Source organism: Campylobacter sp. JMF_01 NE2, assembly GCF_027737365.1.
Lineage (GTDB): Bacteria > Campylobacterota > Campylobacteria > Campylobacterales > Campylobacteraceae > Campylobacter_B.
The window spans coordinates 371210-393174 of sequence record NZ_JAOVTR010000002.1 but is presented as its reverse complement, the minus strand read 5'-3'; the positions used below and the strand labels follow the sequence as shown (position 1 = coordinate 393174).

Annotated in this window: 20 protein-coding genes; 16 read left to right on the top strand and 4 right to left on the bottom strand. The window is 40.0% G+C overall.

The features are described 5' to 3' along the window. Positions 1-9 precede the first annotated feature (9 nt). Together purB and OFO01_RS05205 are read right to left on the bottom strand one after the other, a co-directional pair. Positions 10-1365, bottom strand: a complete 1356-nt coding sequence (gene purB / locus OFO01_RS05210) for an adenylosuccinate lyase (RefSeq protein WP_270859133.1) — start codon at positions 1363-1365, stop codon at positions 10-12. A 262-nt stretch (positions 1366-1627) separates the two neighbouring features. Further along, on the bottom strand, positions 1628-2113 hold the full coding sequence (locus OFO01_RS05205) for a YbaK/EbsC family protein (RefSeq protein WP_270859132.1): 486 nt from the start codon (positions 2111-2113) through the stop codon (positions 1628-1630). A 91-nt stretch (positions 2114-2204) separates the two neighbouring features. Here OFO01_RS05205 and mnmG point away from each other — a divergent pair, with 91 nt between their 5' ends. From mnmG to OFO01_RS05125, 16 genes are all read left to right on the top strand, one after another. Next, positions 2205-4076, top strand: a complete 1872-nt coding sequence (gene mnmG, locus OFO01_RS05200) for a tRNA uridine-5-carboxymethylaminomethyl(34) synthesis enzyme MnmG (protein WP_270859131.1) — start codon at positions 2205-2207, stop codon at positions 4074-4076. Positions 4077-4583: 507 nt separating this feature from the next. After that, positions 4584-6146: a cyclic peptide export ABC transporter gene (locus OFO01_RS05195; RefSeq protein ID WP_270859130.1), complete on the top strand. Its 1563-nt coding sequence runs from the start codon at positions 4584-4586 to the stop codon at positions 6144-6146. Between the two features lie 108 nt (positions 6147-6254). After that, the gene (locus tag OFO01_RS05190; protein ID WP_270859129.1) at positions 6255-6578 is read left to right on the top strand and encodes a c-type cytochrome; all 324 of its coding nucleotides are present in this window, start codon (positions 6255-6257) and stop codon (positions 6576-6578) included. A 103-nt stretch (positions 6579-6681) separates the two neighbouring features. Then, the gene (bioB, locus tag OFO01_RS05185; protein WP_270859128.1) at positions 6682-7656 is read left to right on the top strand and encodes a biotin synthase BioB; all 975 of its coding nucleotides are present in this window, start codon (positions 6682-6684) and stop codon (positions 7654-7656) included. 54 nt (positions 7657-7710) lie between these two features. Continuing rightward, positions 7711-8334, top strand: a complete 624-nt coding sequence (locus OFO01_RS05180; RefSeq protein ID WP_270859127.1) for a riboflavin synthase — start codon at positions 7711-7713, stop codon at positions 8332-8334. After that, a complete protein-coding gene (locus OFO01_RS05175) occupies positions 8298-9137 on the top strand; it encodes a polyphenol oxidase family protein (RefSeq protein ID WP_270859126.1) in 840 nt (279 codons plus the stop codon). Before OFO01_RS05180 ends, OFO01_RS05175 begins: the two co-directional genes overlap by 37 nt. A gap of 14 nt (positions 9138-9151) precedes the next feature. Next, on the top strand, positions 9152-10429 hold the full coding sequence (locus OFO01_RS05170) for a DUF262 domain-containing protein (protein WP_270859125.1): 1278 nt from the start codon (positions 9152-9154) through the stop codon (positions 10427-10429). After that, complete coding sequence (locus OFO01_RS05165; protein WP_270859124.1) at positions 10422-12206, top strand: DUF262 domain-containing protein; 1785 nt, start codon at positions 10422-10424, stop codon at positions 12204-12206. The genes OFO01_RS05170 and OFO01_RS05165 overlap by 8 nt, the downstream gene beginning before the upstream one ends. A gap of 400 nt (positions 12207-12606) precedes the next feature. Further along, on the top strand, positions 12607-13401 hold the full coding sequence (gene rpsB / locus OFO01_RS05160; protein ID WP_270859123.1) for a 30S ribosomal protein S2: 795 nt from the start codon (positions 12607-12609) through the stop codon (positions 13399-13401). Then, positions 13401-14459: a translation elongation factor Ts gene (gene tsf, locus OFO01_RS05155; protein WP_270859122.1), complete on the top strand. Its 1059-nt coding sequence runs from the start codon at positions 13401-13403 to the stop codon at positions 14457-14459. The genes rpsB and tsf overlap by 1 nt, the downstream gene beginning before the upstream one ends. A gap of 2 nt (positions 14460-14461) precedes the next feature. Next, positions 14462-15103: an ABC transporter ATP-binding protein gene (locus tag OFO01_RS05150; RefSeq protein ID WP_270859121.1), complete on the top strand. Its 642-nt coding sequence runs from the start codon at positions 14462-14464 to the stop codon at positions 15101-15103. A 58-nt stretch (positions 15104-15161) separates the two neighbouring features. After that, positions 15162-17033, top strand: a complete 1872-nt coding sequence (locus OFO01_RS05145) for a hypothetical protein (protein WP_270859120.1) — start codon at positions 15162-15164, stop codon at positions 17031-17033. Next, positions 17034-17648 (top strand): guanylate kinase, encoded by a 615-nt coding sequence (gene gmk, locus OFO01_RS05140; protein ID WP_270859119.1) that lies wholly within the window; start codon positions 17034-17036, stop codon positions 17646-17648. It abuts the gene before it with no gap. A gap of 9 nt (positions 17649-17657) precedes the next feature. Further along, positions 17658-17861, top strand: coding sequence for a twin-arginine translocase TatA/TatE family subunit (locus OFO01_RS05135; RefSeq protein ID WP_270859118.1), 204 nt, complete (start codon positions 17658-17660; stop codon positions 17859-17861). A gap of 3 nt (positions 17862-17864) precedes the next feature. Continuing rightward, complete coding sequence (gene argS / locus OFO01_RS05130; RefSeq protein ID WP_270859117.1) at positions 17865-19460, top strand: arginine--tRNA ligase; 1596 nt, start codon at positions 17865-17867, stop codon at positions 19458-19460. Between the two features lie 35 nt (positions 19461-19495). Beyond that, entirely contained in the window at positions 19496-20059 is a 564-nt protein-coding gene (locus OFO01_RS05125; protein ID WP_270859116.1) for a hypothetical protein, read from the top strand. Positions 20060-20069: 10 nt separating this feature from the next. Here OFO01_RS05125 and OFO01_RS05120 read toward each other — a convergent pair whose 3' ends face one another. Together OFO01_RS05120 and proC are read right to left on the bottom strand one after the other, a co-directional pair. Then, the gene (locus OFO01_RS05120) at positions 20070-20960 is read right to left on the bottom strand and encodes a DMT family transporter (protein WP_270859115.1); all 891 of its coding nucleotides are present in this window, start codon (positions 20958-20960) and stop codon (positions 20070-20072) included. 227 nt (positions 20961-21187) lie between these two features. After that, positions 21188-21961: a pyrroline-5-carboxylate reductase gene (gene proC / locus OFO01_RS05115; protein WP_270859114.1), complete on the bottom strand. Its 774-nt coding sequence runs from the start codon at positions 21959-21961 to the stop codon at positions 21188-21190. Positions 21962-21965: the final 4 nt, after the last annotated feature.

The following is a 21965-nucleotide window of genomic DNA, read 5'->3' as shown; positions in this document are numbered from 1 at the left end:
TTTTTAAATTTATCCGAAGTATTTTTTACTATCTTCGATAACTCTATCTACAAAAGTAGCACTCAATCCGACATATTTTTCAGGTTGCATGATTTCTTCTAAATCTGCTATTGTGAAATACTTACTAACCTCTTCGCGCTCTAAAAGATCGTCGATTACTGGTTTGCCGTCTGTGAAGGCTTTCATACAAACTTCATAAACGATTTCGTGCGCGCTTAGGCGACCAAGCTTTTCGCCTAGGTGTAGCATTACGGCTTCGCTTAGCATTGCGCCTTTTAGTGCATTAAGATTTCTTTTCATATTTTGTGGATAAACAAGTAAATTTTCTAAAATATCGTTGATTTTTTCAAGCGCACCTGCGATTAAAATAGAGCTTTTTGGAATTGCGTCCCACTCGACTGCCTCGCAACCCCAGTCGCGCTCGTTTTCGCACTCCATAGCCTCTACCATTAAAGGAGCTTGTGCGCGGACAATTTTAGTTAGAGCGATTACGCCCTCGCAAACTTGCGGATTTCGTTTGTGTGGCATAGTAGAGCTTCCTACTTTTCCCATGAAAAACGGCTCTTCAACCTCGCAAATTTCAGTTCTTTGAAGACTTAAAATTTCTCTTGCGATGCGTCCGATTGTTCCTGCGATTATCGCTAGCGTAGATACATACTCAGCCATGTGATCTCTGCTTGGGTGCCATGAAATCACAGGGATATTTAAGCCCAAATCCTCCATCATAAGTTTTTGCATTTCTAAGCCTTTGCCCTCTTGGCTCGCCATAGTGCCGACCGCACCGCTTAATTGACCAACTAAAACTCTTGGAGTAATCTCTTTTAATCTATCAAGGCTTCTGCGAATTTCTTGCGCCCACATTGCAGTTTTAAAACCAAATGTAATAGGCAAAGCGTGTATTACATGTGTGCGTCCAGCCATAACGGTGTTTTTGTGCTCGGCTGAAATTCTCAATGCCTCTTTGTAGGTTTTTTCTAAAAGTTTTTTGATAAGCGGTAAGGCTTCTTTGATTTGCAAAACCATACCATTATCCATAATATCTTGGCTTGTTGCACCCCAATGCACAAATTCGCCACTATCATCGTCAAAAACTTTTTTAAATTCTTTTAGCAAAGGAACGATTGTGATAGAGCTTTTGTAGTTTTCACCTATCGCGTCTAAATCTAAAAGCTCGGCTTTGGCAAATTTTGTGATTTGCTCGGCGCGTCTTGGCTCGATAATGCCTAGTTTTGCTTGCGCTCTTGCAAGAGCAGCTTCGGTATCTAGCCATTTTTGCGCTTTGTTTTCGTCGCTGAAAATCTTTCTCATCTCTTCGCTGACGAACATAACTCTAAAAACTCTACTATCTACTACACCTGATGCCATTTCGCACTCCTTAAAAAGAAATTTGTTTTTCTAATTTTCTTGGCAAAATTTTACTGAATAAAAATGTCAGAAATTGTCTGTTTGGATTTAAAAAAATTTGGGTTAGTGAAATTTTGATTTAAAAAAGTGCGTTGTTTTGGGAATTTGCTGAAATTTGGCTAAATTTGATTTATTTAAATTTAAGCCCAAATTTAGGGAATAATTTTAAAAATAGTGTCAAAATTTGTCCGTTTAAATTTAAAAAAGGCAAATTTTTATTTGGCTAAATTTTAGCGAATTTTACCAGCTTTGGATTTGCGATTTTTTGGTAATCTTTCGCGTCTAAAATCACCGAGTGATCGAGCAAGCCTGCGTTAAATGCGATTTCGTCATATCGCTCAAAAAGCGCAGGGTCGCAGACCAAAACTAGCTTTTCATGGAAGCTAAACGGCGGCACAGAGCCAAAAACGCAATCACTTAGCTCCAACCCCTCAGCCGGAGAGACTAGGCTGGCGCGATTTCGCTCAAACGCCTTTGCTAGAGCGCTAAGATCTGCTTGCATATCGGCTGGAAGCACGGCTAGGGCATAGATTTTTTCTCCGCCACCTTTTAGGGTGCAAATTAGAGCTTTTGCGCCCTGTCCAAGCTCGGTGCCTCTTGCTTTGGCAACCTCTGCGCTAGTGCCTACGCTATCGTGAGTTACGACGCGAAATTTTGCCCCATTAGCCTCTAAAATTTCAACGATTTTATTAAAAATTTTCTCGCTCATTTTCAATCCTTTTTAAATTTTAAAAGCTCAATTTTACCAAAATTTCATAGAGTTTTTGATACTATCGCACGCAAAATTTTAAAGGAAAAATATGAATTATGATGTGATAGTTATAGGCGGCGGACACGCTGGAATCGAGGCTGCGCTAGCAAGCGCGAAAATGGGCGTGCGCACACTTTTGATTACGATTTTAGTTGAGCAATTAGGCGCTGCAAGCTGTAATCCAGCAATCGGAGGCCTAGCTAAGGGGCATTTGGTCAAAGAACTCGACGCTCTTGGTGGGCAAATGGGGCGCACCACAGATGAGTGTGGGATTCAGTTTCGAGTGCTAAACGAGAGCAAAGGTCCAGCCGTGCGAGGAAGTAGGGCGCAAATTGACATGGATAAATACCGCATTTATATGCGAAATTTGCTTTTAAACACGCCAAATTTGGAGCTCACACAAGAGATCGCAACCGAAATTTTAAGCGAAAATCGTGATGATGAAATCATCGTGCGAGGCGTGAAAACCAACCTTGGCAACGAATACACCGCCAAAAAGGTCGTCATCACCACTGGCACATTTTTAAACGGCCTTGTGCATGTGGGCGAAAGCACCATAGAAGCGGGGCGCGTTGGCGAATTGCCATCGAAAAATCTCTCAAATTCGCTCAAATCTTTCGGGCTAAAAATGGGCAGGCTCAAAACCGGCACCTGCCCTAGAATTGACGCAAAAACAATTGATTTTAGTGTCTTGGAGCGTCAAGACGGCGACGAAAATCCAAAGCCATTTAGCTTCCGCACCGAAAATTTCGCGCCAAATCAGCTTCCATGCTACATTGCTTACACAAACGAAAAAACCCACGAGATAATCAGCTCAAATTTCGCCCGTGCGCCGATGTTTACTGGGCAAATTTCAAGCACAGGACCAAGGTATTGCCCTAGCATAGAAACTAAAATTTACGAATTCCCAGATAGAGAGCGCCACCATGTATTCGTCGAGCCCCAGACTGCGCAGGCTAGCGAGTATTATGTCAATGGACTTTCAACTTCGCTGCCTTACGATGTGCAAGTTAGCTTTATCCGCTCAATTAAGGGCTTTGAAAACGCCAAAATCGTGCGCCCAGGATACGCTATCGAATACGATTATGTCGATCCAACTGAGCTCAAACACTCTTTGGAGTGCAAAAAGGTCTCGGGGCTGTATCTTGGCGGACAGATTAATGGCACCACAGGCTACGAGGAGGCTGGGGCGCAGGGGCTTATGGCGGGCATTAATGCAGGTTTGGCCGTACGCGCCAAAGAGCCACTAATCTTGCGCCGTGATGAGGCTTATATCGGCGTGCTAATCGATGATTTGGTCACCAAAGGCACGAAAGAGCCATATCGCATGTTTACTTCGCGCGCCGAGTTTAGGCTACTTTTGCGCGAGGATAACGCGATTTTGCGCCTTGGCAAATACGGCCACGAAATAGGGCTGATTGATGATGAAATTTATAGCAAAATTTGCAAGATTGAGGGCGAGACGAGGGCTGGCGTGGAGCTTTTAGAGGCCAAAGAGCTCACGCCAAACAAGGCAAATTTGGCGTTTTTAGCAGAACTTGGCGAGGAGGCGATAAGCCAAAATGTAAGCCTACAAAAAATCGTAGCCAGAAAGAGCTTTACAAAAGAGAAATTAAAGTCGCTTGATCCGATTTTTGCGGGATTTTGCGATGAGAGTTTGGAGCAAATTTTAGTCGAGTGCAAATACAAACACTACATCGCCGAACAGCGCGCCAGTATCGATAAAATGAAGGATATGCTAAGTGTGAAAATCCCTGAGGATTTCGATTTTCGCGCGGTTAGCGGGCTTAGCAATGAAGTGGTCGAAAAGCTAGAAAAATTTGCCCCGCCGACGCTGTTTGCTGCAAGTGAAATTTCGGGTGTAACACCTGCCGCGATTGATATTTTGCATATTTATATCAAAATGCGCGGAAAAAAATAAAAGAAATGCGAAGCATTTCCGTAAAATAAAACCAGCTAAATTTAGAAAAACGCAGTTTTTCTAAATTTAGCCACCTTGTAAAGCGTCGTCGGGGGTTAGGGGTTGGTAAGGGGGAAGGGGAGCGACCTCGCAATTCAAGCCCCCTTCCCCCTTACAAAAAATTTCTAAATAAATTTTAAAATTTTAAAAATCGTTCAATGTCAAATTTAAGTAGAATTTTGAATTTAAATTTTACTGGATTGCTTCGAAAACTTCGTTTTCTTGCAATGACAGCAAATTTAGCGTAAGGAATTTTAAAGTCGTAGATTGCTTCGCTTTCTGCGAAAGCTCGCAATGACAGATTTAACAAATTTGCCTGCCATTGTCATTGCGAGTAAATTTCGGGGCAGTGTTTGGGGGTTGCGCTAGCGAAATGTGAAATTTTAAAATTTCAAATTTACCAAATTTAAAATTTATAAAATTTTTTGTGCTTAAATTCCGCGATTAAACAAATTTAAGGACAAAATTTTGAAACACTACAAAGGTTTTGGCAAGCAAATTTTGCTAATGATTATCTTTAACGCCGTTTATAGTGGCGCTGGAATCGCGATTTTGGCGTTTATCAACAAATATTTGCTAGGCGAGGGCGAGAAAACGACCTCGCTAATTTTTATGTTTTTTGGGCTTTTGGTGCTGTTTTTGGCTCTCTCGGTCGCTTCGCGCGCCGTGCTTTGCGTGATTGAGAATAACTTCGTCTTCAACCTGCGCTCAAAGGTCATTAAGCAGATAATCGATACGAAATTTGAGCGCATTGAGGCCGCGTCAAAGGCGAATTTGTTAGCGTCGCTGAGCTCTGATATTTCGCGCCTAACTGACGGATTTATGCGCATTAGCGAGCTAATCCAGGGCGGTATGACGGTCGTGTTCGCTGGAATTTACACGCTGTATATTTCGCCGAAAATGTTTTTGTTTTTGTTCGTCTGGATCGGCGCGCTGATGATTTTAAACCAGCTAATCATGCGCAAAGTAATGCAAAATTTCGACGCTTACCGCAAAAACGAGGACGAGCTTTACAAGAACTATTCTAAGGCGATCGAGGGGCACAAGGAGCTTTCGCTAAACATAAAAAAAGCGCGCTATCTTTACGAAAACGAGTTTATACCAAACGCAAACAATCTGCGCCAAACCTCGCTAAAAGCGCAGGTTTATCAGGCGTTTGCGGGGAATTTTATGAGCGTGATGATGCTAGGTGCTGTGGGTGTGGTGCTGTTTTGGGGGCTAAATGGTGGCGCACAGGCCCTCGCAAATGCCGTAACAATCGCGCTTACGATACTATTTTTGCGTGCGCCGTTGATGATGCTTGTTTTCTCTTTCCCAAGCATTTTGCGCGCCAAAATCGCTTACCAAAAAATCGAGGAATTAGGGCTAGATCCGCATGTGGCGGGATTTGAAATAAAAAATTTAGCCCCGTGGGAAAAACTCGAATTAAAAAATGTAAGCTTTACCTATAAAAACGGCAAATTTGGCGTGAAAAACCTAAATTTAGCCATAAATTCGGGCGAGGTCGTGTTTTTAGTCGGCGAAAACGGCAGCGGCAAATCGACGCTGTTTATGATTTTATCTGGGCTTTATGGCGCACAAGCTGGCGAAATACGAGCTGATGGGCGCGCTATATGCGCAGATGAGCTTCGCGCGTATAGCAACAACATAAGCGCGGTTTTTAGCGATTTTTATCTGTTTGATTATATCGTGGGCGATGAAAATACTGCGCGCGAGTGGCTCGAAATCATGGAAATTTCGCAAAAGGTCAGTATCGAAGGGGGCAAATTTAGCACCACAAATCTCTCCGCAGGTCAGCGCAAACGCCTAGCACTCGCGGCTGCGCTAAGCGAGGGGCGCAAATTTATCATGCTCGATGAGTGGGCAGCAGATCAAGACCCGCACTTTCGCGCGCACTTTTACGAGTGCATAATCCCAAAGCTCAAAGAGCGCGGATACACGATATTTGCGATAAGCCACGATGATAAATATTTCGGTGTGGCGGATAAAATTTATAAAATGAGCGGGGGCGAAATTTCGCAAATTCGCTGAAATTTTGGCTTAAATTTTGTTGGATTAATTTTTCTTTGATAAAAATTTAATTTTAATTTACAAAATTTAGATTATACTTCACACGCAATTTAACTGAAAGGATCGAAAATGAAAAAAGTTTTCATCGCATGTGCTGCATTAGCGGCAATTAGTTCAAGTGCTTTTGCTGCTGACGGAGAGGCGCTATTCAAAAAATGCGCAGCATGCCACGGCGCAAACGCTGACAAACCTTACCTAGGCGGTAAAGTTCCAGCGCTAAACACACTTGCAAAAGACGATATTATCGCTAGCGTCAAAGGCTATAAAGAAGGCACTGTCGGCGACGGCGGTAAGGGCAAATACGGCATGGCTGGCGTAATGAAAGGCCAAGTCGCAACACTAGATGACGAGTCAATCGCAGCATTGGCTGATTTCATCGAAAGCAAAAAATAATCCCCCTTTTTAATCAATTCTAGCCTGGCGCGTCCCCCTCGCGTCAGGCTTTTTTAATTTAATCAAATTTATAATCCTTAAAATTTCGAAATTTGGAGCTTTTATGAGCGATTTAAATTTTATAAACGAGATGAAAGACAAGGCTATCGCCGGTGAGAGTTTAAGCAAAAATGAAGCATTAAATTTAGCCAAAACTAGCGATTTAGACGCACTTTTGGGCACGGCAAACGAGATTAGGCAAATTTGCTGTGGCGATGAGTTTAATTTTTGCTCGATTATAAATGCGCGTTCTGGCAAATGCTCGGAAAATTGCAAATATTGCGCCCAGTCTGCGCATTTTAAAACAGGTTGCGAAACTTACTCGCTTTTGGAGGCTGCGCCTGTTTTGCAAATGGCACAGCAAAACCAAAAGGCAAAAGTTCATCGCTTTTCGCTCGTTGCCAGTGGTCGCGGGATAAGCGAAAATGACAAAGATATACCAAAAATCGAGCAAATTTATCGTGCGCTAAGAGAGCAGACGAATCTGCATCTTTGCGCTTCGTTTGGGATCGCTTCAAAAGAAGCCTTGCAAAAGCTTAAAGATAGTGGCGTGAAAACCTATCACCACAATTTAGAGACTTCGCGCAGGTTTTATCCGCGAATTTGCACCACGCACACCTATGATGATAGAGTGCAAACTATCAAAAACTGCCACGCTGTCGGGCTTGATGTGTGTAGCGGCGGGATTTTTGGGCTTGGCGAGAGCGTGGAAGACCGCATAGATATGGCGTTTGAGTTGCGAGAGCTTGGCGTAAGCTCCGTGCCGATAAACATTTTAATGCCGATTTCTGGCACTCCGCTTCAAAACTGCGCTCCGCTTAGCGAAGAAGAAATTTTACGCTCAATCGCCGTGTATCGCTTTATTTTACCGCGCGTTTATCTGCGTTTTGCAGGCGGACGCATAAAGCTAGGTAAAAGTATCGAAAAAGCGCTAAATTCCGGCGTAAATTCGGCGATTACGGGAGATTTTCTTACCACCACCGGAGATAGCATAAGTGGCGATATGGCGCTTGTTTCTGCGCTTGGGTTTAGGATATAAATTTGCGATTTTAAGCTGTTTTTTGTAAAATTTCGCAAAAATTTTGGAGAAAAAATGTTTAACGGACTAATTAGAGAAATCGCCGAAGTTGTGAGTTTTGACGGCAAAAATTTGCGAATTCGCGCTAAATTTCGCCCTGAGCATATCGGCGATAGTATCGCTATAAACGGCGCGTGTCTTAGCGTAACGCAAATTTTATCTGACGGCTTTGTCGTGGAGATTTCGAGCGAAACGGCAGGGCTGATAGCCACGCAAAATTTCAGAGGCAGGGTGCATATCGAACCTGCTATGCGACTTGGAGATCGCATTGACGGGCATTTGGTGCAGGGCCACATCGACGGCGTGGGCGAAATCACAAAAATCACAAAGCTAAAAAGCGGATATGATTTTTTTATAAATTTGCCAAAAAATTTAATGCCGTTTGTCGCAAATAAAGGCTCGGTCGCAATCGACGGCGTTAGCCTAACCATAAACGAAGTCTTGCCTAGCGGAATTCGCCTAACCATAATCCCGCAAACTATGAAAGATACGCTATTTGGTGAGTTTCAAGCAGGGCGAAAGGTAAATGTCGAAACCGATTTGCTCGCAAGATATGCAGCGCGAATTTTGGGCTTTGTGGGCGAGAAAAAAGAGAGTTTGTCGTGGGATCAGGTGAATTTGATTTCAAGCCTTTACTAAATGCCTTTAAATTCGGCTTTACCGATAAATTTGGTTTAGCTAACGCAATTTTTAAGGATACTGTGCCGAAAAATTTGAACGGCGAAAATTTGGGAAAATTTGGCAAATTTAACCTTGCTTTTCATGTTGGCGATGAATTTGAAAATGTGCTAAAAAATCGTTTTAAACTGGCAAATTTGCTGGGTTTAGAGTTGCGAAATTTGATTTTTATGAACCAAATTCATAGCGATAAAATTTGCGTTGTTGATGAAAAATTTATGGTTGAATTTGGGGCGAAATTTGATAAATTTTTTGAATTTGGCAAATTTAAAAGTGAAAATTTGCAAAGCGAATTTGTGAAAATTTTCCCTGAGTGCGACGCAATGGTCACGAATTTGCATGGCGTGGGGCTGTGTGTCATGGTGGCGGATTGTTCGCCTGTTTTGCTACTCGATGAAAAAAGCGGTGCAGTGGGCGTGGCTCATGCTGGGCGAAACGGCGTAATGCAAAAAATCGTAACTAAAACAGCTTTTAAAATGAGCGAGTGTTATGGCTCGAAAATTTGCGATTTAAGCGTAATCGTAGGTGCAAATATCGGGGGCGAGTGCTACGAAGTGGGCGAAATGGACTTGGGCGAATTTAACGCCTTTAAGCGTGGCGATAAATTTGATATGAATTTGGCTTTAAAGTCCGAATTTAGAGAACTTGGCATAAAAAAATTCACATTTAGCGATGAGTGTTCGCACTGCGAAAATTATCTTTACTCATACCGCCGAGACGGCGTAACGGGACGCTTTTGCGGGTTTGTGGTGAAAAATGATTAAAATTAAGGAAAATTATGAGTGAGAAAAAATTAGAAATAGCGTCAATAGAAAAGTTATTTAAAATGTCATTGTTAATTCCAAATTATCAGCGTCCTTATCGTTGGAGCATAGAGAGTGTTTCTATATTATTTAGTGATATTTATGAAGCGATGAATAAAGATATTTTAGAATACAGAATAGGTTCTGTTATTCTTCATAAAAATGGAGAAGAAAAATATGAAATCGTTGATGGACAGCAACGCATTACTACGCTAAGTATTCTTTTGTATTGTTTGGATAAGCATAATACTCTTTTAGAAGAAAAAACTTTTAATGATTTATCAGAAAAAGCGATTATTGAAAACTATCAAATATTAAGACGATATTGTGAAAAAATTGATAAAGAAAAATTTAAAAAGTATTTGCTAGAAAATTGCACTTTTGTAAAAATTATCGTCGATAGCGAACAAGAAGCGTTTCAATTTTTTGATTCGCAAAATTCAAGGGGCAAGGCACTTGCTCCACAAGATTTATTAAAATCTTATCATTTGCGCGAAATGGCAGATAGTGACGAAAATCAAAAAATAAAAATTATTAGCACTTGGGAAAATGAAAACCAAAAAGAATTAGCCAAATTTTTTGAATATCATTTATATCCTTTGGTGCAATGGTGTAAAGGTAAAGATGGGCTTTATTATTCAGATAAAAAAATAAAAGTCTTTAAAGGAATAAAAAAAGAAAATATTTACAATTATTCAATTTATCACAAGGCAGCAAATTTATATATTGAAAATTTTAATTATCAAAATTTATATGAACTAACAAATTCTGAAAAAATTACTCAATTTCAACTAACGCAACCTTTAATTGCAGGAGAACGATTTTTTTATTATACGCATTATTATTTCAATCTTTACAAAAAAATTCTTAAAGAAATCGATAAACGAAAAGTAGAATATGAATTTATCTTTGAAAATGGCACTGGAAATTCTTATGTCAAAAATTTATTTATAAATATCTTAATATTTTTTGTTGATAGGTTTAATATAAAAGAATTAAATGATGAAAGGTTTGAAATTTTATGTGGGTGGGCTTATTCTTTACGGATAGTTATGAGCGCTGTTTATATCGAAACCATAAACAAATATGCACTTGGAAAACACGATAGAATAAACAATGAAAATCTCTTTGAAAAAATTGCTCAAATGCAAAAACCACAAGAACTAGATAATATAATTCTAAACAAACCAGACAGTGTAGAAGAGAAATATGAAAAAATATCGGAAAAATTTTTTGGAGTAAAAAATGGATAAAAATGAAAATCTTGTTAAAGAATTTAATCTAATCGATATATTCAGTAATAATAAATACATTATCCCTATTTATCAAAGAAATTACGCTTGGGAAAAAGACGAAATTGAACAGTTATTGACTGATATTTATGATTCGGACAATAAATATTATCTTGGAAATTTAATTGTAGATGAAGCTAATCCTAATGAATTTTATGTAATTGACGGGCAACAAAGACTAACAACGATATTTTTGCTTTTATCATATTTAGAGTATCCAAATTTATCAAATGCTCTGACATTTGAAGCAAGAGAAAAATCAAATATTACATTACGAGAATTAAGTAAAAATATTACAAAATCTGATTTTTATTCCCAAGAAATTATTGATGGATACAATATAATCGAGAATTTTTTCAAAGAAAAAGAAGAAAAAGAAAGAAATTTTAAAGAAAATTTTGAAAGTAAATTATTGAATATTTCGATAATAAGAACACAAGTACCTAAAAATATAGACTTAAACCATTATTTTGAGATTATGAATACTCGTGGTGAGCAGTTAGAAATTCACGAGATTGCCAAGGGTAGAATTTTAAGTATCATTGATAAAGAAAAACCAGAATACAGAGCCATGGTGGCTTTAATTTGGGATAACTGCGCCAAGATGGATAGTTATATTCAGATGAATTTCGATAAAACAAGCAGAAAAAAACTTTTTGGTGATGAGTGGGGTAGTTTTCTTTGTAAAGATATTAACAAGCTATGTGAAATTTTAGAAAAAGATGAAAATAATGGAAGTAAATTTTCATTATTAGAAAAATTAGAAAATACAACTAGTCAAACAAAGATTGATTTTGATAAAAAAGATGAAGATAAAGAAAATGAACGATTTGAAGCTATTGTTTCTTTTCCGCACTTTCTTCTAATCGTTAATGAAGCAATGCAAAATAATAAAGAAGATGATACATCGCTTGATGATAAAAAATTCATAAAAATACTTGAAACACACTGGAAAAATGCTGAAAATGCTTTAAATTTTATTTTTCATTTATTGAAATTTAGGTTTCTGTTTGATAAATATATTATCAAGCGTGAATTTGCAAAAGAATATAAAGAAGAAGGTAAATGGTCTTTGCAAAAATTGCAAAAGTATTTTGACGAAAAACAAAAGCAAGAAAAGCCGTCTTATGCATTAACTTACCAAAATGATGAAAAAACACAAATTTTAAGAATTTTACAATCCGCATTAAGGGTTACCTATACTTCTCCAAAAACAATGCATTGGATTGCAAAAGCTTTGTTTGAATTAAATGAAAATGAAAGTATAAATTTGACAGAAATTTTAGAAAAATATGCTTGCGAAAAAATAAAACAATCAGATTATAAAGATAAAAGTGGATTTGGATTTGATAGAATTATATTTACATATTTGGATTATGTGCTAATTAGAGATAAAAAAGTTAAAAACATGACCATTGAAAATTTTCAGTTTCAATTTAGAAACTCAATTGAACATTTTTATCCACAAAATCCAACCGAAAAAGATAAATGGGATAATGGTAACTTAAATAGTTTTGGAAATTTAGCCTTAATTACAGTTTCTGGCAATTCAAAATTTTCGAATTTAGACCCACAAGCCAAAGTTGCAACCTATCCAAGTATTATTAAGCAAAGCCCAAAATTGCAATTAATGAGTGAAAAGGCAAATAATTGGATACCAGAAATAGCGCAGGAACATGAAAAAGAAATGTTAGAGTTATTGGAGCAAGAAATTCAAACAAAATTAAAATTCCAATAATTCAACTTAGTGATGATGAAAAATTCTCGCAATGACAATGGAAGTAAATTTAAAATTTCAAAACAATTCAATGTTAAATTTAAACGACAAATGCCGACGATTTTTTGTGCTTACGAGTTTGGACGAGTGAGATAAGCCTGTTTTGGCTATCGAACGAAGTCCAAACGAAGTATCACAAAAAAGCTAGGCTGGGTTCAATTTCCAATTTATATCATAAATTTATCTTAAATTTAGCATACTTTCAGTATAATCCACACTTCATTTCACACGCATTTATCCTTATTTAGTTGCAAATTTGGCAAGTTGTGAAAGCAAATTTCACGCCCAAAAAGCCCTAAATTTGCTAAAAAATGCGGAGGAAGAAACTAAATTTCGGGCTAGTCCCACAAGGAGAAAACTCATGGTTACAATGAGAGATTTATTAGAATGTGGCGTTCATTTTGGTCACCAAACACGCCGCTGGAACCCAAAAATGAAGAAATTCATTTTCGGCGAGAGAAAAGGTATCTATATCATAGATTTGCAAAAAACTATCCGCTACTTCCGCTACACTTACAATGTCGTTCGTGATGCAGCAGCTGAGGGCAAAACTGTGCTATTTGTCGGCACTAAAAAACAAGCAGGTGCGACTTTGCGTGAATATGCTGAAAAATGCGGTATGCCATTTGTAAATCATCGCTGGTTAGGCGGTATGCTAACAAATTTCAGCACTATCAAACAATCAATCCGCAAACTAGAAGTCATCGAAGCTATGGAAGAAGACGGCTCAATCAACCTTCTAACAAAAAAAGAAGCCCTAATGCTACGCCGCAAAAAAGAGAAATTAGAGCAATATCTAGGCGGAATTCGCAATATGAAAAGCTTGCCTGATATGATTTTTGTCATCGATGTAGTTAAAGAAAAAATCGCCGTAGCAGAAGCAAACAGACTAAAAATCCCTGTTGTTGCTCCACTAGATACAAACTGCGACCCTGATGTTGTAGATTTCCCAATTCCGGGTAATGATGACGCTATCAGAAGCGTTCAACTTTTCTGCCAAGAAATGGCTGAGGCTATCAACGAAGGAAAAGCATTGCGCGATCAAGACAGCGTAGAGGGCGAGAGTGGCGAACCAGTTAGCCAAGCAGAAAAAGACGAAATCGTAGAAGAAGCGATGAGCGAAGAAGATTTCGAAACAGCAGAGGACGCAGAATAATGGAAATTTCAGCACAAATGGTAAAAGAACTGCGCGAAAGCACTGGCGCAGGTATGATGGACTGCAAAAAAGCATTAGTTGAAACAAACGGCGATATGGAAAAAGCCGTAGATTTACTACGCGAAAAAGGTCTTGGCAAAGCTGCGAAAAAAGCAGATCGCTTGGCAAGCGAAGGTCTAGTATGTGTTGAAGTAAATGGCAACGCTGCAACTATCAGCGAAGTAAATTCTGAAACTGACTTCGTCGCTAGAAACCAAAATTTCATTGATTTGGTTAAAAATATCACTATTCATGTCCAAAAAAATAGCATTGAAACAGTAGAAGCGCTAAATGAGAGCGTAATCGACGGCGTGAAATTCGAAGATCACCTAAAAACTCAAATCGCAACAATCGGCGAAAATTTGGTTGTCCGCAGATTTGAAACCGTCAAAGCTGGCGCAAATGGCGTAGTCCAAGGATACTTGCACTCAAACAGCCGTGTGGGTGTCATCATCGCAGCAGCTTGCGATAGCGAAAAAACTGCCGAGGGCGCAAAAGATCTAATCCGCAACCTTTGCATGCACGCAGCAGCTATGAAACCAAGCGTGATTAGCTACAAAGATTTGGATAAAGAATTTATCGAAAAAGAATTCGCAGCACTTGTGGGCGAGTTAGAAAAAGACAATGAAGAGAGAGTAAGACTAGGCAAACCTTTGCACAAAATCCCAGTATATGGCTCACGCGCTCAAATCACTGATGAAGTTTTGGCGGCTGAGACTGAGAATTTAAAAGCAGAACTTAAAAAACAAAACAAACCTGAGCAAATTTGGGACAAAATTATCCCGGGTCAAATCGATAGATTTATCGCTGATAACACTCAAATCGATCAAAGACTTACGCTTATGGGACAATTTTTCGTAATGGACGATAAAAAAACTATCGAGCAAGTAGTGGCTGAGACAGCTGAGAAACTCGGTGGCAAAATCGAAATCGTAAAATATGTCCGCTTCGAAGTCGGCGAAGGCTTAGAGAAAAAAGTCGATGACTTCGCAGCAGAAGTCGCAGCACAAATCGGCTAAAAATGACACTTTTAAAGGGCGTTAATCTTACTCATGCGTATGATTATACGCTCTTTAACGATATAAATATCACAATAAATTCAAATTCTACTAGCGCCATTTTGGGCGTGAGTGGTTGCGGTAAATCCACACTTTTGCACATTTTATGCACACTTTTAAAGCCAAATTCGGGCGAAGTTTTTTACAATGACACAAATTTATACTCGCTAAACGCGGACGAACGGCTTAAAATTCGTAGGCATGATTTTGGCATAATTTTTCAATCACACTACCTTTTTAAGGGCTTTTCTGTCAAAGAAAATATCGAACTTGCAGCTAAGCTTACAAACAACAAAATTGATTATGAAATTTTAGAAAAACTAAAAATTACTCAGACTTTGTCCCAAAATATCGGCGAGCTTAGCGGTGGTCAGCAGCAACGCGTCAGTATCGCTAGGGTGCTAAACAAACGCCCACGCATTATTTTTGCCGATGAACCAACTGGAAATTTGGACAAAAACACCGCTAATGAGGTCATGGAGGTGATATTTGATTATATCGCCAAAAATGATGGCGCACTCGTGCTTGTTACCCACGATGAAAGCTTAGCTGGCAAATGTTCGTCAATTTATCGCCTAAATAATCAAAATTTAGCTAAAATATAAGCAATCACTAACCAAAATTATCCTAAAATAGGGAAATTTTTTTTCAAAAAGGCTAAAAATGAAAATTTTACTTGATAGCACAAATGAACAAGTTGCAAAAGTAGTTAATATTTGTTGCGAACGCACACACTCTGATTTAGCGCAATATAGCATGGACGAACAAGATTATGATTTGGTGATAAAAGATTATAGCGAAGAGGATAGCATTTCTCATTTTGATGTCGATAAAACCCTGTTTTTGATCTCCAAAGACGATATTATCGTAGGCGCGACACACACGCTGACTAAGCCATTTGCGCCTGCTGAATTGATTAAATTTATTAGCGGATTTTCATCTGCAAAACCAAATCCTGAGATAAAATCAAAAATGGCACAAGAATTCGCCGATGTCAGCTCGATGATGAAAGAGATCGAGTCAATCGATGAAAAGGGCGATAAGGGCGCTGATATGGGAATCGGCCTAGCGCCAATCAACGATAGCGCAGATGAGGAAACAAAAGCTGAAAACCCTGCACCAAAATCAAAACCAGCCCTAAATATCGATGCTGGCGATACAATCTCTCTTGCTACTAGCGCAGAAGCTAGCGATGAGGCGCAAAACGAAGTAAAATCTGAACCTGCAAAAAATGAGCCTTTTAATATCGAAATTCCTGATAATTTAGATGATTTGGTTTTAGAACTTGCTCCTAGCGAGCCAGAGGCTAAACCAAGTGATGAGAGTGTTAGCGAGCCTGCAAACGAGGCCGAAACTACCACAGAAGCTAGCGTAGAGCCAGTTAGCGAGGTAGCTTCTGAAAGCAGCGAAGCTAGCCAAAATGGGGCTAGCAAGCAAAATTTCGAAAGCCTTTTAGATGATTTTTACAACTCTGACGATGATGTTCCGCTATCTGCATTAGCTGAAAATATCGATGATGATACGCCACTTTCTGCTATGATAGATAGTGTAAATGACGATATCCCGCTATCTGCATTGGCCGAAAATATCGATGATGATACGCCACTAAGTGAAATTTCGTTTGATGACCTTGACGATGATAAACCTTTAAGCGCATTAGCAGATGAAATTTCGCTAGATGATATTGATGATGATATGCCACTAAGTGCTGTTATGGATCAAATTTCAGACGATATGCCACTTAGCGAGATTGCGCAAAATAACGAGCCAGAAGAGGCGCAAGACAAGCAAAAAGAAGAAGTAAAAGAAGAGGCCAAAGAAGAGCCAAAAGAGCAGAGCAAAGATTCATCTGATAGTGATTTTGGGTCGATGTTTTCTTCGATGTTTGATAATTCTAGTGATGATGAGCCAGAGGATAAAGCAGAGAGCGAAAAAGAGAGTGAAGCTCCAATCGCGCTAGCTAGCGACAAAGAAATTCCTTTGGCAAATGTTTCGTTAGAGCCAGCATTTGAGAGTGTAGAGCATGGCAAGGACGAGGCAAAAGCTGAGCCAGAAGCCCAAATTTCACAAGATGAGACTCCAGATGAGGACGATGAGGAAACTGGCGATGATGATTTGCTTTTTGATAATATTTTAGCCCTTGAAAAAGATAAAAAAGTCGCTTCCGAGCCTGTTAAAGCGGCAGCGCAAGATGAGAAAAAAGATGAAAAACCAAATTTTGATGATTTGGATTTACCGCAAGTCGCAAGTGGCGTAGAGCTACCTGATATCAAACCAGCTGTCGATGTCAGTGTCGAGCCGACCGCTCAAAGTGAAGTTCCTGCGCATGTCGCACCAAAAACTCGCGATGAGGTTAATCGAATTTTGGAGCAAGAGCGCAGATTTTTGAGCGTTGATGAGCTAAAAGAGCAGTTACGCTACGATTTAGAGGCAAATATCGCTAGTGTGTTGGAGCAGTTCTCTGGTGAGGAAAACATACAAGAAGCACTTAAAGACCTTAGAATCAATATCAATATCTCATTTGAGGATAAATAATTGCTAGGTAAAATTTTGCTAGTTTCAGGTCCAAGCGGCAGCGGTAAGAGCACCCTTATAAAGAGGCTTATCGCTGAGTTTGGCACAGATGAGATATATTTTTCTATCAGTTCTACCACAAGAGATATGCGAGACGGCGAAAAAGATGGCGTGAATTACCATTTTATCAGCAAAGACGAATTCAAAGCCGGCATAGAAAATGATGAATTTTTAGAGTGGGCGCTCGTGCATGGCAACTACTATGGCACATCGTTAAAAGCCGTGCGAGAGGCGCTAAATTTGGGTAAAATCGTGATTTTTGATATCGATGTGCAAGGTTTCGAAATCGTTCGCCAAAAAATAAGCAAAAACGAGCTTACCACGGTTTTCGTAACCACTCCGAGCCCAGCAGAGCTAGAAAAGCGTCTGCTAGCACGGGCAGATACAACCTCTGGCGATATCGCTACGCGTTTGCAAAACGCAAAAGACGAGATAAAATATCTCGCGCAATACGATTATTTCGTAATCAACGACGAGCTAGAAAGCGCGTATTTAAATTTTAAATCAATCTACAAAACAATCAGATTAGAAACCGCTAGATGCGATATTTCAGCGGTTATGAAATCTTGGAAATAAGGAGAAACAATGGGCGTTAGCGTTCAACAATTGCTAATTATTTTGGCTATTATAGTGTTGCTTTTCGGAGCGAAAAAAATCCCTGAGCTTGCAAAGGGCGTAGGTAAGGGTATCAAGTCATTTAAAAAAGAGATGGAAGACGACCCTAAACTCGAAGAGAGTGTGAAAAAAGAGAGCGAAACTACCAAAGCTGACGAATCTCAAAAGGCTTAGTTTTTGAAAAATTTAGCTATAAACGAAATCTCTCGCGTCCTAGGGCGCGAGGTAATCATCGAAAAACCAAAAGATAAAACCCTAGCTCACTATGCTTCGCCTGTGGCTTTTTCGCTCGCAAAAGAGCTTAGAAAAGCCCCTAAAATCATCGCCCAGGAGCTAGCAGCTAAATTTAGCGATAACGAAATTTTATCGGCAAGTGCGATAAATGGGTATTTGAATTTTCATATAAAACCTAGCGTGCTTGGAAATTTAGCCCAAAATGCGCTAAATTTGGGCGAAAATTTTGCGAAAAATAGCGCAGAGCATAAAGGCGAAAAAATCCTGCTTGAATACATCAGCGCGAACCCAACTGGCCCTCTTCACATAGGCCATGTCAGGGGCGCAGTATATGGCGATACCTTTGCTAAGGTAGGAAACTACCTAGGTAGCGAGGTTTGCACAGAGTATTATATAAACGACGCTGGCAATCAAATCGAATTGCTTGGTATTTCAATGATACTGCGCGCGAAGGAAATTTTCGGGCAGAGTGTCGAGTATCCTGAGAAATACTATCGCGGCGAGTATATCGATGAGCTGGTAAATTTAAGCGTAGAGAAATTTGGCAAAGAGATTTTTTACGATGATGGTAGAATTTTAGAGCTTGCAGAATTCGCCAAAGACGAGGTTTTGAAAATCATCAAAAAAGATTTGGCTGATTGTGGGATTACTATACAAAACTGGGCTAGCGAAAAGAGCCTTTATGGCGAGCTTGACGCGACGATTGCCAAGCTTGAAAAAAGTGGCGAAATGTATAAAGAAGGCGGTAAGGTTTGGATCAAATCTAGTGCCGTGGGCGACGAAAAAGACCGCGTCGTCATTCGCGAGGACGGCCGTCCGACATATCTAGCGGGCGATATTGTATATCACAATAACAAATTTGAGCGCGGATTTGAGCGATATGTCAATGTCTGGGGCGCAGATCACCACGGCTATATCGCGCGCTTAAAGGCGGCAATCCACTTCCTAGGATACGATGAAAATGCCCTAGAAATCGTGCTTATGCAAATGGTAAATTTGCTAAAAAACGGCGAAGCGTTTAAAATGAGCAAACGATCAGGCACCAGCGTGCTAATGAGCGATGTGCTAAGCGCGATTGGCAAGGATAATTTGCGTTTTATGTTTATTAGCAAAAAGGGCGAAACACCGCTAGAATTCGACATTGACGAGCTTGGCAAAGAAGACAGCTCGAACCCGATTTTTTATATCAATTACGCTCACGCTAGAATTTACCAAATTTTTGGCAAAGCTGGCAAAAATATGAGCGATAGTGAGGTTTTGGGCGCAGATTTTAGCACGCTTGACGAAGCTGGGCTAAATTTGGCTTTTGAGGCGATGACGCTAAATGAGGTTTTAAACGAAGCCTTTGCTAGCAGAGGGTTGCAAAAAATCCCTGATTTCCTTAAAATTCTAGCCGCAGATTTTCACAAATACTACAACGAAAACCGCGTGGTTGGCAGCGAAAACGAAAATGCCAAACTCAAACTTTTTGCCCTTGTCGCGCTTAGTATTCGCACGGCGTTTGGCTTAATGGGGCTAAGTGCGAAAGAGCGCATGTAAATTTTGCCGAATTTTCGGCAAAATTTCATTTCAAAATGAAAAATCCTATCAAAACTCTACTTTATAAAATCAAAAAACCACTCCCGCCGGGTGCGCGCAAAATTAGCGGAATTATCAGCGATGTGCGTGCCTGCGAGGTGAGGGAGAATTTTTTTATCGTGATTTTTCATGTAGGAGGGCTTAGGTTTAGCTCGATTTTCGCCAAATGGTGGGCGAAAAACGGCGATTTGATCGATGTGATTTACACCAGAGGCTGGCAGGAGGGCACTTATAGCGCGCTTAGTGTTACTAGCTATTCGACCACGGCTTATTGGGGAAATTGGAACTTGATAAAGCGATTTTGTGGCGTGGTATTTTCGCTACTTTTTGTCGCATTTATGAGCGCGGTTATCGTATCTGGCGTGGAAGAAATCGCGCGGATAGAGTATTTTTACGACAAGCTAGTTTATTTTCTTTTCTTTTGTATTATCGCGATCGTCTATGGCATGGGCGTGGTAAATGCCTATGTCAAATTTAAAGTATTTTTTAGTTTTATCTACTACAAACGCAAATCTGATAAATTTTTAAAAGCCCTAAATTTAAGATTTCCGTTAAAATAAATTTTAAATTTTAGCCCAAATTTTGATTTTTCGCCTTAAAATAGCTTCCAATCTCGCTGATTAGCACACCTGCGATTATCAAAACAGCGCCTAAAATTTGCCAGCGATTTAGGATTTCTCCACCCACGAAAACCCCCATAATACCCGCAGTTACTGGTTCTAGCGTGAAAAACAGAGCGACTTTGATCGGCGTGGTGTAGCGTTGCATCAAAGCCTGCGCAAAAAACCCAAAAACCGTCCCTACAAGGCAGATAAAAATCATTGCGATGAAAAATTTCGTATCCAGCACAGGCGCGACACTCACGCCACTGACAAAGTAGCTAGCCAATGCGCAAAATAGGCTAAGCGAGGCGATTTGGACATAGACCATGCCAAAAATTTCGCATTTGCGCACGAAATTCGCCGTAAGCACGATATGAAACGAATACGCGCTCGCGCAAACGAGTGCCAAAATTTCGCCCGCTCCAAAGCCAAGCTCGGTTTGGCAGATGAGATAAAGCCCCGCCACAGCGAAAGCAACGCCGATATAGGCGTATGAGTAGATTTTGTATCCAAACAAAATACTGGCGATAAATGGCACGAGCACGACATTTAGCCCCACGATAAAGGCCACCGACGAGCTAGCGGCAAATTTCATTGCAAAGGCTTGGCTTACAAACCCTGCGAACAAAAACAGGCTCAAAACCACGCCATAGCGGATTTGCGTGCGCGAGATAGATTTGATTTTGCGCCAAAATAGAGCCGCGATAATCACGCTAGCGATAAAAAATCGCCAAAAAAGCAAGACAAAAACATCGTTGCTCTCAATCGCCCATGCTGTGGGCAAATACCCCAACCCAAAGGCAATCGCCACAAAAATCATACCGATATCTGCTCTAAATTCCATGCTTAAATTTTTCATAAAGACCCTTTTTGTATTTGGCAAAAATTTAGCAAATTTGGCTTAAATTTGGAATTTTAAAATGTAATTAAATTTACAAAATAATCAAGAATTAATTATAAATTTTCCGCTTCGCAAGCCCGCAACCCTGCGCCAGAATTTGAATTTTGTGGTTGAAATTTTAAATTTCGCCAAATTGCAAGTTTTTGTAAAAATACAAATTTGGCGAAATTTTGCAAAAGCCAATTTTAGCCTTTTGCCTTTTCTTCGCAAGCTTTTATCGCTTCGATGATAGCGGTGGCAAAGCCCATTTTTTCGAGTGTTGCGACCATTTCTATGGTGGTGCCTCCCGGCGAGCATACCTCGTCTTTGAGTGCGCGCGGGTGGGCTTTGGTGCGAGCACATAGGCTAGCTGAGCCAAGCACGGCATTAGCGATGATATCGTGCGCCATTTCGCGCGCTATCCCACCGCGCACAGCCCCGTCACTAGCGGCTTCGATTAGGTTAAAAATCATCGCTGGCAAGCTTCCGCTAATGGCTGTGAAAATCGCAAATTTGCTCTCATCAATCTCGTAAGTCTGCCCAAATGCGCTAAAAATTTCCCTGATTTTGGCTTTTTCCTCTTCGCTAACTCCGCTAAAACATAGCGCAGTATTTCCAAGCGAAATTTTAGCAGGAGTATTTGGCATGGCGCGAACGATTTTTTGCGCCCCGCAAAGCTCGCCAATGCGTGATATGGTGAAATTTGGCGCAAGCGAGATTAAAATTTTATTTTCCAAATTATATTTTATTTTTTCTAGGACGCTCTCATAAACGGCAGGTTTGATTGCCAAAATAATAATATCGGCAAAATTTGCAAGCACTGCCTCATTTTTGGCGGATTTTATGCCTAGTTTTGCGCAGAGCTTCTCGCCTTTTTCTCTGCCATAAACGCAAATTTTATCCTTTTCAAATTTCGCCCCCGCAAGCGCCTCTATCATCGCTGTGCCCATATTTCCTGCGCCTATAAATCCTATTTTCATCGCA